The sequence below is a fragment of the Acetobacter zythi genome (assembly GCF_963921165.1).
In the GTDB taxonomy this organism is placed as follows: domain Bacteria; phylum Pseudomonadota; class Alphaproteobacteria; order Acetobacterales; family Acetobacteraceae; genus Acetobacter.
On record NZ_CAWUEO010000012.1, the window covers coordinates 441,286 to 456,425 of the forward strand.

The window sequence follows — 15,140 nt, forward strand, 5'->3', positions numbered from 1 at the left end:
ATATGCCGTGGTATGCGGTCTGGCGCAGTTCCGCCGGGCATGGATTGCCAGTATCTTTTTCTGAATTTATCTCTAGTGTTCCGCTGCTTGCCTGCACATTGAAGCGGATATCCCATGCTCAGAAATTTTCTGACAGTTGGTGGCTGGACCATGCTCAGCCGCGTTCTTGGACTGATACGTGACCAGCTTCTGGCAGCGTTTATGGGCGCAGGTCCATTGCAGGATGCGTATCAGGTTGCTTTTCGCCTGCCCAATATGTTCCGCCGCCTGTTTGGCGAGGGCGCGTTTAACGCGGCTTTTGTGCCCATGTTCTCCACCGTTATGGTGCAGGATGGACGGGATGAGGCCCGGCTGTTTGCCCGCCGTGCACTGGGGGTCATGCTTGCATGGCTGGTGTTTTTATGTGTGCTGGGCGAAGTGTTTATGCCGCAGGTGTTAAGGGTTATAGCGCCGGGTTTTTTGCAAAGCGGAGACCGCTACATTCTGGCGGTCAGCCTGAGCCGCATTACCTTTCCCTATCTGGTTATGATCTGTGCGGCAGCCCTGCTGGCCGGGGTGCTTAATGGTCTGCACCGCTTTGGTGTGGCTTCCGCCGCCTATCTGGCGTTCAACGTGGTGGGCATTATTGCCATTGTTGGGGCATCGCCCTTTTTTCCCAGTGTTGCTTTTGCTGCTGCATGGGGGGTTACGGCCTCTGGCGTTGTGCAACTGGGGCTGCTGGCCTGGGCGTGTGAGAAGGCGCAGTTCGGCCTTATGCCCCTATGGCCAAAGTTAACGCCGCGTATCCGCCTTTTGTTGCGCCGCATGGTACCGGGGCTGATTGGTAGCGGCGTTGGCCAGATCAACCTGACGGTGGATACCATTATCGGCACCCTGCTGCCTGCGGGGAGTGTGTCGCTCATGTATTTTGCGGACCGGATCAACCAGTTACCTCTGGGGGTGCTCGGTGCTGCGGCGGGGACAACCCTTTTACCCGTGCTAACACGGCATTTGAGTGCGGGAGATATAGAAGGCGCGCATACGGCCCAAAACCGCTCTATGGAATATGTTGTGTTGCTGACCCTCCCAGCCGTTGCCGGGTTGCTGGTTTTGGCAGGCCCGATCATGATTGTTCTGTTCGGGCATGGTTCTTTTACCGAGCATGACGCATTGTTATCCGCCCAGTCCTTACGGGCTTATGCCGTGGGGTTGCCTGCCTTCATTTTGGTCAAGGTGCTGTCTCCCGCCTTTTTTGCGCGGGGGGATACGCGCACCCCCGTCTATGTTGGTATTGGCGTGCTGGTGCTTAATTTTATTCTGAACCTGCTGTTTATGAAGCCTCTGGCGCATGTGGGGCCGCCGCTGGCCAGCAGTGTGACTGCATGCGTGAACGTGGCTTTTCTGGTGGTTCTGTTGCGCCGTAAACAGGCTTTGCGCCTTTATGGCGCGACTCTCTCCCATATGGGGCGCGTGTGCATTGCCGCCGCTTTAATGGGGCTGGGGCTTTGGGGATTGGAGGGCATGCTGCACCTTCCGGGTGTGTTTGTGGTCCGCGCGCTCTGGCTGGGTGGCATGGTCGTAGGGGGGGCTGTGTTGTATGCCGCACTCCTGCACGTTCTGGGCGTGGTCAGCCTGTTTGCTTTGGGGGCGCGTATTCAGGGGCGGTTGCGGCGTAAAGCAGGGTAGGGAGCGCGTGCATGCTTGAGGTTGTTCTTGCGCATCAGGTTGACTTTGCAACGTGGCGGGCTGCCAGCAGGCATTATGTGCTCGCGGGGGTTCTGCCGCAGTCTTTACGCTGGCGGGTTGCAGTAACACCGCAGGATATAGTGTGGTCTGCGCCCTCCATGGATCATTCTCCCGCACAACCATCGCAGGCGCTCACGCTGTCCCGTCGTTTTGTGGGCGTGCTGGGGGAGGCGTTGCAGGCGCATGACCCTGAGCGGTTTGATGTGCTTTACCGCATTATGTACCGCCTGACGCATGGAGAACTGGAGTTAACCAGTCGGTCTGACCCAGACCTGCAACAACTCAGGCAGTATGTATTGGCCGTTAGGGCGGAGACGTTGCGCTTCAGGGAAGCTTTTTCCGCCTTTAGTGCGCAAAGGATGCATAACGTCCTGCACTCCGCGCCAGCACATTATATTCTGGAGGCCAATGCGCGCTACTGCATGGAGCGCAATGCGCGGTCATGGCGGGTTGAGGCCCCTTACCGACGGATGGAATGGGCTGGCGGCCTACGCTTTGCCGCTGGAACCGATGTGGTGCGCAAGGAAGACGATCTGCAATGGCAGGCGGATGGTACCGGCATATGGCGTGGCTACAGCCTGAGCCTATTGCCCCCGAACCGTAAGGATGTGGAGAGTGCAGCAACAGTGAGCATGCTTGCCGCCCGGGCGATGGACTGTCGGGCCTGCGCTTTGTGGCAGCCTGCATCCCGCACGGTGTTTGGTGAAGGGGCGGAGCATGCCACCATTATGCTGGTTGGTGAACAGCCCGGAGATCAGGAAGACCAACAGGGGCGGCCATTTGTCGGGCCTGCAGGGCAGGTGCTGGATAATGCCCTGCGCGATGCCGGGCTAAACCGGGACCAGCTTTATGTGACCAATGCGGTCAAACATTTTCATTTTACATGGAACGGTACTCGTCGCCTGCACCAGAAGCCGGAGGCGGGGCATATAGACGCCTGCCGAGTATGGCTGGAGGCGGAGCGCCGCCTTGTCCAGCCAAAATTGCTGGTCATGCTTGGTGTTACCGCAGCGCAGAGTGTTTTGCAAAAACCAGTGACCATTGCGCGCAGCCGCTCACGCCTGTTGCCTCTGGAAGGGCAGACACAGGGCTTGGTGACGGTTCATCCCTCCTATCTGCTACGATTGCCTGACGAAGACAGCAAGCAGCGGGAGTATGCACGATTTGTGGAAGATTTACGGCTGGCAGCCCAATACGTGGCCCAGTTCGACGCTGCAAAGCAGAATTAAAGAGACGGGTTAACCCACGCCCTCTTTGTTGAGCCGTTGATGCAGCTCTTTACCTGTTTTGAAAAAAGGCACCAGCTTTTTGCTGACCTTGACCTGTTCCCCGGTTTTGGGGTTGCGGCCCAGGCGTGGCTCTCTTTCCTTGACGGAAAAAGCGCCAAACCCGCGCAGCTCAACGCGGTTACCTGCTGCCAGGCTGCTTGTTATGCCACCAAAAACCGTATTCACCAGCAGCGTAGCCTCTCTAAGCTGCAGGTGTGGGTTTTTCTCTATTAGAATGGCAATAAGTTCAGACCGCGTCATAGAGACCTCTACCGAATAGGGGAGAGAATGAGGTCTGACTGAATCTGTGCCAGACAGATGCAAGCATTCCGTTCTCTATGGCTGAGCGTCAAGATAAAAAATGCGTGACGGTCGGACTGTAACGCCAGACCGCCAGAGCACTTGTTGCTATCTCAGGCAGTCGTTGCCTTTTTGCCGCGCTTTGCACGGCCCGACGTTTCGTCTTCATCGCCAGCAGCGTGGATCTTACGGCCCAGACCGATTTCACGCGCCAGAGTGGAGCGACGTTCCGCATAGTTGGGGGCAACCATGGGGTAGTCCGCAGGCAGGTTCCAGCGTTCGCGGTACTGCTCGGGGGACATGCCATAGGCGCTCTGAAGATGACGCTTGAGCATCTTCAGTTTTTTACCGTCTTCAAGGCAGACGATATAGTCCGGGAATACCGAACGTTTGACTGGAACAGCTGGCTGCAGCTTTTCTGGTTCGCTCTGCGGCTGGTCAGCCGTTTTGAGAGCCTGAAAAACTTCCTTGATCAGAACCGGAATGGCAGCAGGGTCCGTCTGGTTGTTGGAGACGTGCGCAGACACGATCTCGGATACAAGATCTAGGAGAGGCGAATAGTTCTGGATCTCACTCATGACAGGCCTAATTAAAAATTCAGTGTGAATAATGAGAACCATACTCAATTATTTAATCTTTGTGAACTACCAATATACAAAAAAACAAAAATAAGATCCCGCAGGTATAAAATGTTGGAAAAGTCAGTTGAGTTTTTTTCAGTATTTAGAGGAATTCGCATAAATTATTCGTAATATTTTGTTTAATAATAATGGATCATTATACATATGTTCTACCTCTCCGTGGAGAGCGCTGATATGTTGATGATTGTCTTGCGGTTTATGAATCTTGATTGATTATAGTGTGGTGTTTTGAAAACGACATTGATCTGACCACATGAAAATAACGAAAAAGACATTCTGCTTTTTCAGATTTTTCTGTTCTTCAGTAAGTATTGTGTTTTGGGAATATCTGTAGTGCTTTTGGGTAATGATATTTTGAAATAAACGTAACCCCGGTTTTTTCAGGAAACGAAAAAACCGGGATTTTGAAATATTGTTCCGGCAGGCTTAACGGATCCCGAGTTCGCTCATCAGAAAATCGCGGAAAACGGCAACACGTTTGGAACTGCGCAGTTCCTCGGGGTAGACAAAATAGGCATCTACCGTTGGGGTTGTAATTTCCGGCAGAATTTGGATCAGGTCCGGAAATTTGCTTGCGGCATAAGAAGGAATGGAGCCAATGCCCAAGCCCGCAGCAATGGCGGACGCCATGGCGGCCATGCTGTTAACTTCCAGACGGGCGGGGCGTGCATGGCTGCTGACCTGCCCTGCATCAGCCAACCAGTTGATGTGGGCAACTGGGGGGTGGTGTTCACCAAACATGACAAGCTGGTGATTTTTAATGTCTTCCAGACTGGAAGGCATGCCGTGGCGTTCAATATACTGCGGTGCGGCAAAAATAGGCAGATTGAAGTCCGCCAGATGCCGCTGGATCAGGTCCGGCTGGCGTGGTGCATGCATGCGCACGGCCACGTCTGCTTCCCGCATTCCCAGATCCAGATCATTATCTTCCAAAATCAGGCAGATATCGATTTCGGGGTTGGCTTCCATAAACTTATGGAGTCGTGGCATAAGCCAGCAGTTACCAAATCCTGTAGTGGTTGTAACCCGTAGGCGGCCTGCGGCTTTTTCCTTGCTTTCCGTCAGCAAGGTCTGTGTCATCTCCAGTTTGGAGAACACTTCCCGCACTGTTTTGTGCAAGGTTTCCCCTTGCTCCGTCAGGATCAATCCACGCGCATGGCGGTGGAATAGGGGTACCTGAAGAACATCTTCCAGCGCAGAAATCTGTCTGGATACGGCAGACTGGCTTAGGTTAAGCACATCCCCCGCGTGGGTAAAGGAACCGGCTTCCGCTACGGCATGGAAAACCCGGAGTTTGTCCCAGTCCACGCACGCCTCCTGCTAAATTGACTGAAATTACAAAAGCACAATACCATGCTTTCGAAGCTACTACGTGCAGTAATTACTGCACGTGGTCAAGGTATGGGCAGCTTTACGTTTTGGGCACTTCTGCCAGATACCGCTCCGCATCCAGTGCTGCCATGCATCCGGTGCCTGCGGCCGTTACGGCTTGGCGGTATATTTTGTCCTGTACATCCCCCGCGGCAAACACACCGCGTACAGATGTGCGGGTCGTTCCGAGTTTGGTTTTAATATACCCTTCGGCATCCAGTGTCAGTTGACCTTTAAATATTCCGGTCGTGGGGGTATGCCCGATGGCAATGAACAGACCATCGGTTTCGAGCGTGGTTTCGCTCAGGTTCTTAAGGTTGCGCAGGCGCACGCCGCAAACGACCTCTGGCGTGCCGGTGGCCAGAATATCTTCCACTTCGCTGTTCCAGGTGACCGAAACTTTTGGGTGACTGAACAGCCGGTCCTGTAAAATTTTTTCAGCGCGCAGGGAGTCGCGGCGGTGGATCAGGGTTACGTGGGAGGCATGGTGGGTCAGGTACAGCGCTTCTTCCACGGCGGTGTTGCCTCCACCGACCACGGCAACCTTTTTGCCGCGATAGAAAAAGCCATCGCATGTGGCGCAGGCGGATACACCGCCGCCTTGCAAACGTTTTTCGCTGGGGAGGCCAAGCCAGCGCGCCTGTGCGCCCGTCGCAACAATAACGGCTTTTGCATTATATATGGTGCCGGAATCCCCAACAAGGCGGAAGGGGGGGCCGGACTTGAAGTCCACTTCGGTAATAATGTCGTATTCAATGCGTGTGCCAACGTTTTTGGCCTGTTCGGCCATCTGTTCCATCAGCCACGGCCCCTGCACAGCTTTGGCAAAGCCGGGGTAGTTTTCCACGTCTGTTGTAATGGTGAGCTGTCCGCCCGGTTGCAGCCCCGCCACCAGAACAGGGGACAGGTTGGCGCGTGCGGCGTAAATGGCCGCAGTATAGCCAGCAGGGCCTGCGCCAATAACAAGCAGATCGGTCGTGATGGTTTCAGTCATGCCAGAAGAGTTCCCCAAAGCAAGAAGTGCGGGTGCAGTTATGCCGCGCAAGCATGGTCCAGAATGTGTTGGATAAAAGGATATGACGGCTGACTTGGCGTTGAGCAAGTGTTGAGAGTTGAGTTTGCGGCATGGCGGGGAGCGTGGCATATACTCCCCACTCTTTCTGGGAGTTGCATCTTGCACAGGATAGGTCGGATAAGGTGACGGATCTGGACGCTGTTGATCTTCGTATCGTAGCCGAGTTGCAGGATGACGGTCGCATGACCAATGTCGAACTGGCCCGGCGTGTTGGTATTTCCGCTCCCCCCTGCCTGCGGCGTGTGCGCAGGCTGGAGGAGGAGGGCGTTATTCGTGGCTATCACGCCCAGCCCGATGCAACCGCCCTTGGCTGGCCGATTATCTTTTTTGCGCTGATCGGGCTGGACAGTCAGAAGGAAACGGTACTTTCCGCCTTTGAACGCCAGCTTGCCGAATGGCCTGAAGTGCGTGAATGCCACATGATTCGGGGTGGGGGGGATTTCCTCGTCCGCCTGATTGCGCGTGACGCAGCCCATGAAAACCTGCTGACACGGCAGTTGACCGAAGCCGCGCATGTTATTCGTGTGCAGACATTGCAGACCATCCGAACCAGCCTGGAGCGCAAGGGTGTGCCCCTGCCGGGCATTAAGGAAGGAACGCCGCAGTAATGCCCGGCCAGAATATGGCTGAGGGCAGTGCTGTAGGTGGGCCTGAAATCAGTATTATTGTACCGTGTTATAATGAAGTCGCCAATGTAGCGCCGCTTGTTGCCATGCTTGAAGCCGTCATGGCCGGTCGCCGTTGGGAAGTTATTTTTGTTGATGACAATTCGCCAGATGGAACAACGGCGGTAGTTTGCGCGCAGGCCGCCCGCAAGGCGTATGTGCGCGGCATCTGCCGCATTGGGCGCAGGGGGCTGTCTACTGCGGTCATTGAAGGGGTGCTGTCCTCCTCCGCGCAGATTGTGGCGGTTATGGATGGAGACCTCCAGCACGATGAGAGCCGCCTGATTGCGCTGATTGACGCCGTGGCCAGTGGTCATTGTGATGTTGCCGTGGGTAGCCGCCACGTTGAAGGCGGCAGTAACGCAGGGCTTGCCAACGCATGGCGGCATGCGCTTTCGAATAGTGGCATATGGCTGGCGCAGCGGTTTTTGCCGGTCAGGCTGACAGACCCCATGAGCGGCTTTTTTGCATTGCGGCGGGAAACATTCGTCGCTATTGCGCCGCGCCTGTCGGGAACGGGGTTCAAAATTCTTCTCGATCTGCTGCTTTCAGCGGAAAAGCCACTCAATGTGCGCGAAATTGACTGCGGATTCAAACCTCGTGTGGCAGGGGAGAGCAAGCTGGATGCATTGGTCATGCTTCAGTTTGCCGCCCTTCTTTTGGAAAAAACGTCCCGTGGTCTGGTGCCTTTGCGGTTTGTGGCGTTCTGCATCGTTGGGCTGGCCGGAGTTGGGGCCAATCTGGGGGTTATGCATCTGGTCCGGCTGTTCGGGGTGCATTTTTCCACGGCGCAGGCCATAGGCACGGTTGCCGCCATGGTTGTTAATTTTTCTCTCGACAATAATTTTACGTACCGGGACCGGCGGCTGCATGGCCAGCGCTGCGTGTGGGGGCTGCTGTTGTTTATGCTGGTCTGCTCGGTTGGCGCTCTGGCCGATGTGGGCGTGGCACACCTGATGTACGCACAAAGCTACCGGGTAAATGAGGCCAGTCTGGCCGGGGCTGTGCTGGCTGTGGTCTGGAATTACGCTATGTCTTCCACAATTATCTGGAGAACCCGGTAGTCTTGCGTGGTGGCCCGGCACGGTACGCGTATTGGGCGGTGGGGCTTGGGCTTGTCACACTCGTGCGCCTTGTGCTGGCGGCATGGATGCCACTCTCCCCGGATGAAGCCTATTACCGCATATGGGCGCTAGCTCCTGCGGGGGGGTATTTGGACCATCCCTTTATGGTGGCGCTGTGGGCAAGGGTGGGCATGCTCCTTGTGGGGGATACCGCTCTGGGTGTGCGGTTTATGGGGCCGCTCTCCGCCTGCCTTGGTACGGTCCTGATTGTTCAGGCGGCTTCTTGCTGGCTGCGCACGCAAGGCACGCCGGAACAGGCGCGTGCTGGGGCCGTGCGCGCCGGTGTTCTGCTGAATGCTACGTTGGGCGTGGGGCTGGGCACTCTGGTCATGACCCCGGACACCCCTGTGCTTCTGTTTGTCGCACTGCTGCTATGGGGGCTGGTCCATGCCTGCGTGGGGCAGCAGCGGCGGATGTGGCTGGTTGTAGGGCTGGCCGCAGGGCTGGGGTTTGACAGTAAATACACCATGCTTCTGCCTTTGGCCGGGCTGGTTGTGTGGCTGTTTGCCACAAGGCAGGGGCGCGTGTGGCTGCGTACACCGTGGCCATATATGGCCGCACTTGTGGCGGTGGCATGCACAACCCCGGTGATCTGGTGGAACGCGCGGCACGGCTGGGCCAGCTTTCTCAAACAGGGCGGGCGGGTAGGGGACTGGAACCCCGCGCGCGCTCTGAACTTTATGGGTGAGTTGCTGGGGGGGCAGGTTGGGCTGGCAACTCCGCTCATTTTTGTGTTTTTTGCCGCCGGGGTGGGGCTGTTATGGACGCGGCGCAACAGTTTTGCCCTGCTGCTGCTGTGCATGATCGTGCTGCCCCTGATGGTATTTGTGCAGCATGCTCTGGGTGCGCGGGTGCAGGCAAACTGGCCTGTGGTGCTGTATCCCGCTTTGGCTCTGGCCGCGGCGCGGGTGGTCTGGCCATGGTGGAAAGCCGCTGCTTTTATGGGATTCGGGCTTGCCGGGGTGGTGTGCGTGCAGGCGGCATTTATGCCGTTACGCCTTTCTCCCCATTTGGATGTGACCTTGCGGCAAATGGGGGGCTGGCCCGCTTTTGCCCGCTCCGTGGCGGCTTCTGTGCCCAAGGAATTTCCCCTTGTTGCGGATGAATATGGTCTGGCGTCCGAACTGGCGTTTTATGCGTCCGGCCGCACGGTATTGGGGGTTGAGCCGCGTTGGGCGTTGTTTGCGCTCCCCCGGCCTGCCTGTGGCGCGCAGGCTTATCTTGTGCTCAGCCACCGTAGGGCAGGGGGGCCGGATGCCCGGTTTTTTGAGGTACTGGACGCATTGCCAGATCAGGTGCGCGCGCGCCGGGGAATTGTGGCGGACACGTATTCCCTCTTCCATGTCCGCCTGCGTTGCCCAGTTCCGGGGCAGATGCACGATGCAGCCCTGCTCCCCGGTCCCGCGCACTAGGCCACGGTGTTTGCGTGTTGATCTGAAACAAGGCAGGATGGCCCGTAATCGCTTTGCCAGCAGGAACAGGAACCCGAGTTTATGGCTTCTCCACGGCTAGTGGCGGTCCAGATGGACCCGCTTGAGCATGTTAATATTGATGGGGATTCAACCTTCGCCCTGATGCTTGAAGCACAGGCGCGCGGGCACAGCCTGTTTGTGTACGAAGTGGGGTCCTTGGCCCTTGAGGAAGGGACCGTTCAAGCAGGTGGTGCGACCCGCACCGATGTGACCGCACTGATGCGCCCGGTAATCGTGCAGCGCGAAAAAGGGCGGCATGTCACGTTTGGTGATGCCACACGCAGGTCCTTGCGAACAATGGATGTGGTGCTTATGCGCCAGGACCCACCATTTGACATGGCTTATATTACCGCCACGCATATGCTCGACCATATTCATGGTACCGGCCCCGATCAGGCTCTGGTGGTCAATGACCCACGCTGGGTGCGGGACAGCCCGGAAAAACTTCTGGTCACGCATTTTCCGCAGCTTATGCCGCCAACACTTGTAACGTGGGATATTGAGCAGATTCGGGCATTCCGTGCCAAATGGAAGGACATTATTGTCAAACCGTTATTCGGTAATGGCGGTAGCGGCGTCTTTCGGATCAAAGCGGATGACCAGAACTTGAATGCCCTGCTGGAAATGCACTTTGCCCGCTCGCGCGAACCCCTTATGATCCAACGCTACGAACCCGCTGTAACCGCAGGGGACAAGCGGGTTATTCTGGTGGACGGCAAGCCGATCGGTGCGATCAACCGCGTGCCATCGGGGGATGACCACCGGTCCAACATGCATGTGGGTGGCGTTGCGCGCAAAGTGGAACTCACCGCGCGTGATCGTGAGATTTGTGAGGCGATTGGGCCGTTTCTTAAAGAACATGGCCTGATTTTTGTCGGTATTGATGTTATTGGGCAGTATCTGACGGAAATCAACGTGACATCGCCCACCGGTTTGCAGGAGCTGGAACGGTTTGATGGCATTAATGGCGCCGCCAGCATATGGGATTGTATTGAACGTAAGCTGTCTGTCCAATAAGAGCCTTTTCAGGCCGTGGTGGGCAGTGCCATGCCGGAAAAACTATGCTGCCACACATGGGCGCTTTTGTGGTGTGTGCGCCAAGCAGGAAGGAAGAGAGTATAGTGGCTCTTGAAGAAATGTCCGTCAGCGGGCAGAGAGAGAACATGAGTGACGTTCTCCAAGAATACCCCTCCGGCGGAGGGGAAAGCCCCGTACCTCCTCCCTCGCGTTCTGCGCTTGATGCGGAGGCCGTCAAACTGGCCTATCGTCGTTGGGCCAATGTTTATGACGTGGCGTTTGGCGGCATTTCCCGTTTTGGTCGCCTGCGGGCGGTGGACGCGGTCAACAACCTGCCCGGCACGGATGTGCTGGAAGTCGGGGTGGGCACCGGTCTGGCGTTGCCCCATTACACCAAAGCCAAGGCCATTACAGGCATTGACCTCTCGACCGACATGCTGGCCAAGGCCCGTGAACGCGCCAGGCGTGATAGTCTGGCAAATGTGAACGCCCTGCTGGAAATGGACGCCGAGGACACCACGTTCGAGGATAATTCCTTTGATATTGCGGTGGCCATGTTCGTGGCGTCTGTCGTGCCGCATCCGCGCAAGCTGCTGCGTGAGCTTAAACGTGTTGTGCGGCCGGGTGGGCATATTCTGTTCGTAAACCACTTTCTGGCCCCCGGTGGCCTGCGTGGTGCAGTGGAACATGCCATGGCGCGTGCCTCTCACTCGCTCGGCTGGCACCCGGATTTTGCTATGGAATCGCTGCTCCCGCAGGAAGATATTGCCCGGGCCACCATTCAGCCTGTGCGGCCGTTTGGCCTTTTCACACTGGTTACGCTGGAAAATCTGCCAGAATAATAAACATTGCGCTCCTGTTTTGGCAGGGGCGCTAGACATGCGTGGCTTGGCCGGGCGCTTTTGTGCAATAAAACACTAGAATATGGTCGTTTTTTGTCTAGCGGGTTCCAACTCCTCCGTTATGGACCTGCACAGAATATGGAACATGGAGCATGATCTCCGCTCACAGCCAGTCTAACCAGCGCCACGCCCCGGCGGATAAAACCGCCAGCCAGAGGCAGGATGCTACAGCCGGAACAGCCTATCTGCTCCTTGCCGCCGTTGCAGCCCTTGTGGGGGGCGGTGTTTCTGTTCTGGCTGGCATGGGCATGCTGCCCGCAACAGGGCTGTGGGGCAGGCTTGTGCAGGCGCACCCGGCTCTGATGTTGCTGTATGTTGTGGTGCCCGCACTTGTCAGTGGTTTTGGCACGCTGTGGCTGCCGCGCGCTCTGGGGCGTGAGAGCATGCTGCTCGGGCGGCTTAATCTGCTGGCAGTCGGTGTGTTTGCTGTGGCTGCCGTGCTGACCTGCACACTGGCCGATGCCGGGCTGGCCCATATTCTGTGGTCATTGGGTGCGCTCCTGTCCGCCCTTGTGCTGCTGAGCACCATTTTTGACAGTTGTGCGGATAGTCTGGAGCAGACCTCTTTTTCTCCTTTTGTGTGGGGGGAAATGCTGTCTGCTACAGTTTTGCTGCTGTGCGCCCCTGTTTTTGCCGCGGCAACATTGCGCGCATGGCTGTGGCCTGCGGCGAACGCCATGGTTGGCGCCGAATATTTTGCAGCCCCCGTCGGGCTGATTGTGCTGCTGGCCGGGTTTGGCATTGTGTTTGAAATGGCTGCCCGCATCGGGCAGGTCCAGACGCGGCCTGTTGCCTATATTATGGCCGCTACCGCTGCATCTGGCGTGGTGGCATGGGCCAAGAGCAGTCTGGCCCATGGGGCCGATAGCCTGACCGCGCAAATGGTTGGCAATGTTCTGCTGGCACTGTGCTCCCTTTCCGCCGTGTGCCTTGCCGGTCTTTGGCTTGCCAGTACGTGGAAGGCGCGGGTTTCTTTGCGTACGCCTTTGCTGTGGGGCATGGGGTTTCTGGCTGTTGTGGCCGGTGGCTGGGTTGTTCAGCTTGTACAGGGTACGGGTTTGCATCCGGCCTTGCAGCTTGGCGCCCTTTATGCCGTGTGTGGTGGGTTCTATTTGTGGCGGGGTGAGGCCTGTGGCTTCTGGTACCCCCAAAAGCTGGCGCGCCTTCATTTTGTGTTGACTGCGGCGGCAACGCTCTGCCTGTTTGTTTCTGGCATGCAGGTGCTGGGTTGCGCGCTGTTTGGCATGGCGGCTCTGGTGTTTGTGCTGGCAGCATTGATCAGCTTCCAGCGCGACATTCCGGTGCCTGCAGGCCATATTGCGGGAACACAGGCTGGTGCTGCCGGGGGAGCCGCCGCATGAGCGAGGCAAGCCTTTCCGACCCCAAAGCCAGACGGCTACGTTTCAAAACAGAACAGGTTGGCACGCAGGCGCGTGACTGGCTGGCCTTGCTGAAACCCCGGGTGATTTCGCTGGTCGTGTTTACGGGGGCGGCGGGCATGTTTATGGCGCCGGGGCATCTGAACCCCTTTGTGGGGTTGGTCACCATATTCTGTATCTGTTTGGCCTCGGGCGCTGCCGGGGCCATTAATATGTGGTACGACCGTGATATTGATGCGGTCATGCAGCGGACCATTACACGGCCTGTTCCTGCAGGGCGCATCCCCCAGAACGAGGCGCTGGCTTACGGGGTCGGGCTTTCCTGCCTGTCCGTCTGCCTGATGTGGATTGCCACAAACACGTTGGCTGCCGCTATTCTGGCGTTTTCCATTTTCTTCTATTCCGTTATCTATACCATGTGGCTCAAGCGCTCCACGCCGCAGAACATTGTCATCGGTGGCGCTGCGGGAGCTTTCCCCCCCATGATCGGCTGGGCAGCCGCCACGGGTCATATGGCGGTCATGCCCGTTGTTATGTTTGGTATTGTGTTCTTCTGGACGCCGCCACATTTCTGGTCTTTGGCGCTTTATGCCTGCAAGGATTACGGGCGCGCGGGTATTCCCATGCTGCCGGTTGTGCGCGGTGTGCGGCATACGCGTTGGCAGATATTTTTCTACACGTTGGTATTGCTGGCCGTCTCTCTTATTCCGTCTTTTGTCGGGGCAAGTGGGTGGATCTACACGGTAACGGCGGTAGTGCTTGGGCTTGGCTTTGTTGCGTGCGCTGTGCGTGTACTGCTGGAGCCGCAGGATGAAAATGGTGTCAGCCAGAAGGGAGATAAAGCCGCCCGGATCTCGTTCCGGTTCTCGCTGGCTTATCTCTTCTTCCTGTTCTGTGGTCTTCTGGGCGACCACTTCTTTCAGATATGGATGCACTGAGCATGACCACTCTTCCCATAACCCAGACACCAGAGCAGCTTGAACGCCAAAAGCGCCAGAGCCAGCGTGTGCGGAGCATGGTTGTGTTCATGCTTGTGCTGGCCGGGATTATGTTCGGGTTAACGCTGCTCCACCCGTAATGCGGCGTTACGCACCGGCAGGCGGCCGGTAAAGGCCCATACGGCCTGACGGAATGCATTCCGATTACCAAAGTTGACACGTACAAAGAAAACCCCGTCTTCCAATAAGGAAGACGGGGTTTTCTGTTGTGCTGAGCCAGAAGGTGCTGCTGGTGTTCAGCGAGCCTGCTGAATGGCCGAGAGCAGCCAGCGCCCCCCGCGTGAGGGACGGACAAATGTCCAGACCTCGGTAATGGTCACGGGGGTGGTGGAGCTACCATCCACCACTTGCCCGGTGGCGTTGGTTGTCAGGTCGATCAGACTGTAACGCATGGCAACGCTTGCATAATCCATGCCGCTTTCACGCCATGCTTCGGCCAGATCGCCCTGAAGGAAACGCACGTCCGAGACAACATTGCGCGCGCCCTGACTGGCCAGCGTGGCAAGCTGCTCGTTGAAGTAGGAGACCATTTCCGGCGTGGCCATCTGCTGCAGGGCCGGAATGTTCTGCTGGTTCCATGCGCTCTGGATATCCATAAGCGTTTGCTGGAAGGACTGGTAATCCGCTGTGGTGATCTGCACAGGCGCACCCCCACTGGACGGTGTGGGGGAGGCCGGAGCCGCGCCGGACGGCATGCCACGTGGGGCAGCGCCCATGCCAAATCCATTGCTACCCGCGTTGCCACGGCCAAAGCGGCGGATCAGCCACATAACAAACATGACCACAAGCCCGATCTGGACCATAAGCCCAAGCAGACTAAAGAAGCCGTGCATACCGCCCATAAAGCCATGGCCGCTCAGCATGCCAAAGAGTCCGGCTCCCAAAAAGCCTCCGGCCAACCCGGTCAGGAACGGGTGGCGGTTGGCGTAGCCCATGGGGCGGCCAAAGGGGGCACCCATCTGGGGCGCGCCATACCCCGGAGTGGGGGATGTGCGGGGGGCTATGGAGCGGTCCATGGGGGCGGTGCTGTACGGCGTTGTGCGCGTAACAGGTGGCGCGCTCCATGTGCGACTGCCACGGCTGCCCATGGACCCGCCCTGACCGGGCCGGGCATCGGCCTGTATGGTTAATGGCCCGGCCAGCAGGCTGGCGGCCAGCAACGCATGAAGGGTTGATCGTAGCAGACGTGATTTCACTGGTTTT

15 protein-coding genes are annotated in these 15,140 nt (G+C 57.4%); 10 read left to right on the forward strand and 5 right to left on the reverse strand.

Features of this window, described 5'->3' with window-relative positions:
- Positions 1-114: 114 nt before the first annotated feature.
- A complete protein-coding gene (murJ, locus tag AABE20_RS07695) occupies positions 115-1,665 on the forward strand; it encodes a murein biosynthesis integral membrane protein MurJ (RefSeq protein ID WP_338332529.1) in 1,551 nt (516 codons plus the stop codon).
- Positions 1,666-1,676: 11 nt separating this feature from the next.
- Complete coding sequence (locus AABE20_RS07700) at positions 1,677-2,954, forward strand: UdgX family uracil-DNA binding protein (RefSeq protein WP_338332530.1); 1,278 nt, start codon at positions 1,677-1,679, stop codon at positions 2,952-2,954.
- Between the two features lie 9 nt (positions 2,955-2,963).
- Here the strand turns inward: AABE20_RS07700 and AABE20_RS07705 are convergent, their stop codons facing one another.
- From AABE20_RS07705 to trxB, 4 genes are all read right to left on the reverse strand, one after another.
- A complete protein-coding gene (locus AABE20_RS07705) occupies positions 2,964-3,254 on the reverse strand; it encodes an integration host factor subunit beta (RefSeq protein ID WP_338332625.1) in 291 nt (96 codons plus the stop codon).
- Between the two features lie 152 nt (positions 3,255-3,406).
- Positions 3,407-3,871 (reverse strand): Ros/MucR family transcriptional regulator, encoded by a 465-nt coding sequence (locus tag AABE20_RS07710; protein ID WP_048852777.1) that lies wholly within the window; start codon positions 3,869-3,871, stop codon positions 3,407-3,409.
- Between the two features lie 489 nt (positions 3,872-4,360).
- On the reverse strand, positions 4,361-5,242 hold the full coding sequence (locus tag AABE20_RS07715; RefSeq protein ID WP_165990788.1) for a LysR substrate-binding domain-containing protein: 882 nt from the start codon (positions 5,240-5,242) through the stop codon (positions 4,361-4,363).
- Positions 5,243-5,345: 103 nt separating this feature from the next.
- Positions 5,346-6,299: a thioredoxin-disulfide reductase gene (gene trxB / locus AABE20_RS07720; protein WP_338332531.1), complete on the reverse strand. Its 954-nt coding sequence runs from the start codon at positions 6,297-6,299 to the stop codon at positions 5,346-5,348.
- A gap of 263 nt (positions 6,300-6,562) precedes the next feature.
- Between trxB and AABE20_RS07725 the strand changes: the two genes are divergently transcribed.
- The 8 genes from AABE20_RS07725 (at position 6,563) to AABE20_RS07760 (ending at position 14,017) form a co-directional block, all read left to right on the forward strand.
- Positions 6,563-6,988 carry an Lrp/AsnC family transcriptional regulator gene (locus tag AABE20_RS07725; RefSeq protein ID WP_408740803.1) on the forward strand — a complete coding sequence of 142 codons (426 nt, stop codon included), beginning with the start codon at positions 6,563-6,565 and terminating at the stop codon, positions 6,986-6,988.
- Between the two features lie 14 nt (positions 6,989-7,002).
- Positions 7,003-8,109 (forward strand): glycosyltransferase, encoded by a 1,107-nt coding sequence (locus tag AABE20_RS07730; RefSeq protein WP_408740804.1) that lies wholly within the window; start codon positions 7,003-7,005, stop codon positions 8,107-8,109.
- 86 nt (positions 8,110-8,195) lie between these two features.
- Positions 8,196-9,581 (forward strand): glycosyltransferase family 39 protein, encoded by a 1,386-nt coding sequence (locus AABE20_RS07735; protein ID WP_338332627.1) that lies wholly within the window; start codon positions 8,196-8,198, stop codon positions 9,579-9,581.
- Positions 9,582-9,662: 81 nt separating this feature from the next.
- A complete protein-coding gene (gene gshB, locus AABE20_RS07740; protein ID WP_338332533.1) occupies positions 9,663-10,658 on the forward strand; it encodes a glutathione synthase in 996 nt (331 codons plus the stop codon).
- 146 nt (positions 10,659-10,804) lie between these two features.
- Positions 10,805-11,500, forward strand: coding sequence for a class I SAM-dependent methyltransferase (locus AABE20_RS07745; RefSeq protein ID WP_408740783.1), 696 nt, complete (start codon positions 10,805-10,807; stop codon positions 11,498-11,500).
- A 152-nt stretch (positions 11,501-11,652) separates the two neighbouring features.
- Positions 11,653-12,921, forward strand: coding sequence for a cbb3-type cytochrome c oxidase subunit I (locus tag AABE20_RS07750; protein ID WP_338332535.1), 1,269 nt, complete (start codon positions 11,653-11,655; stop codon positions 12,919-12,921).
- Complete coding sequence (locus AABE20_RS07755; RefSeq protein ID WP_338332536.1) at positions 12,918-13,877, forward strand: heme o synthase; 960 nt, start codon at positions 12,918-12,920, stop codon at positions 13,875-13,877. The genes AABE20_RS07750 and AABE20_RS07755 overlap by 4 nt, the downstream gene beginning before the upstream one ends.
- A 2-nt stretch (positions 13,878-13,879) precedes the next feature.
- The gene (locus tag AABE20_RS07760) at positions 13,880-14,017 is read left to right on the forward strand and encodes a hypothetical protein (protein WP_338332537.1); all 138 of its coding nucleotides are present in this window, start codon (positions 13,880-13,882) and stop codon (positions 14,015-14,017) included.
- Positions 14,018-14,173: 156 nt separating this feature from the next.
- On the opposite strand, the gene AABE20_RS07765 is transcribed toward AABE20_RS07760, so the two are convergent.
- Entirely contained in the window at positions 14,174-15,133 is a 960-nt protein-coding gene (locus AABE20_RS07765) for a Tim44 domain-containing protein (protein ID WP_338332538.1), read from the reverse strand.
- Positions 15,134-15,140: the final 7 nt, after the last annotated feature.

What these genes read in the sequence shown, in the direction of transcription:
- trxB (WP_338332531.1), bottom strand. Translation starts at nt 6,299, where the DNA reads ATGACTGAAACCATCACGACCGATCTGCTTGTTATTGGCGCAGGCCCT.
- AABE20_RS07735 (WP_338332627.1), top strand. Translation starts at nt 8,196, where the DNA reads ATGCCACTCTCCCCGGATGAAGCCTATTACCGCATATGGGCGCTAGCT.
- AABE20_RS07730 (WP_408740804.1), top strand. Translation starts at nt 7,003, where the DNA reads ATGGCTGAGGGCAGTGCTGTAGGTGGGCCTGAAATCAGTATTATTGTA.
- AABE20_RS07705 (WP_338332625.1), bottom strand. Translation starts at nt 3,254, where the DNA reads ATGACGCGGTCTGAACTTATTGCCATTCTAATAGAGAAAAACCCACAC.
- gshB (WP_338332533.1), top strand. Translation starts at nt 9,663, where the DNA reads ATGGCTTCTCCACGGCTAGTGGCGGTCCAGATGGACCCGCTTGAGCAT.
- AABE20_RS07750 (WP_338332535.1), top strand. Translation starts at nt 11,653, where the DNA reads ATGATCTCCGCTCACAGCCAGTCTAACCAGCGCCACGCCCCGGCGGAT.
- AABE20_RS07745 (WP_408740783.1), top strand. Translation starts at nt 10,805, where the DNA reads ATGAGTGACGTTCTCCAAGAATACCCCTCCGGCGGAGGGGAAAGCCCC.
- murJ (WP_338332529.1), top strand. Translation starts at nt 115, where the DNA reads ATGCTCAGAAATTTTCTGACAGTTGGTGGCTGGACCATGCTCAGCCGC.
- AABE20_RS07700 (WP_338332530.1), top strand. Translation starts at nt 1,677, where the DNA reads ATGCTTGAGGTTGTTCTTGCGCATCAGGTTGACTTTGCAACGTGGCGG.
- AABE20_RS07755 (WP_338332536.1), top strand. Translation starts at nt 12,918, where the DNA reads ATGAGCGAGGCAAGCCTTTCCGACCCCAAAGCCAGACGGCTACGTTTC.
- AABE20_RS07710 (WP_048852777.1), bottom strand. Translation starts at nt 3,871, where the DNA reads ATGAGTGAGATCCAGAACTATTCGCCTCTCCTAGATCTTGTATCCGAG.
- AABE20_RS07760 (WP_338332537.1), top strand. Translation starts at nt 13,880, where the DNA reads ATGACCACTCTTCCCATAACCCAGACACCAGAGCAGCTTGAACGCCAA.
- AABE20_RS07725 (WP_408740803.1), top strand. Translation starts at nt 6,563, where the DNA reads ATGACCAATGTCGAACTGGCCCGGCGTGTTGGTATTTCCGCTCCCCCC.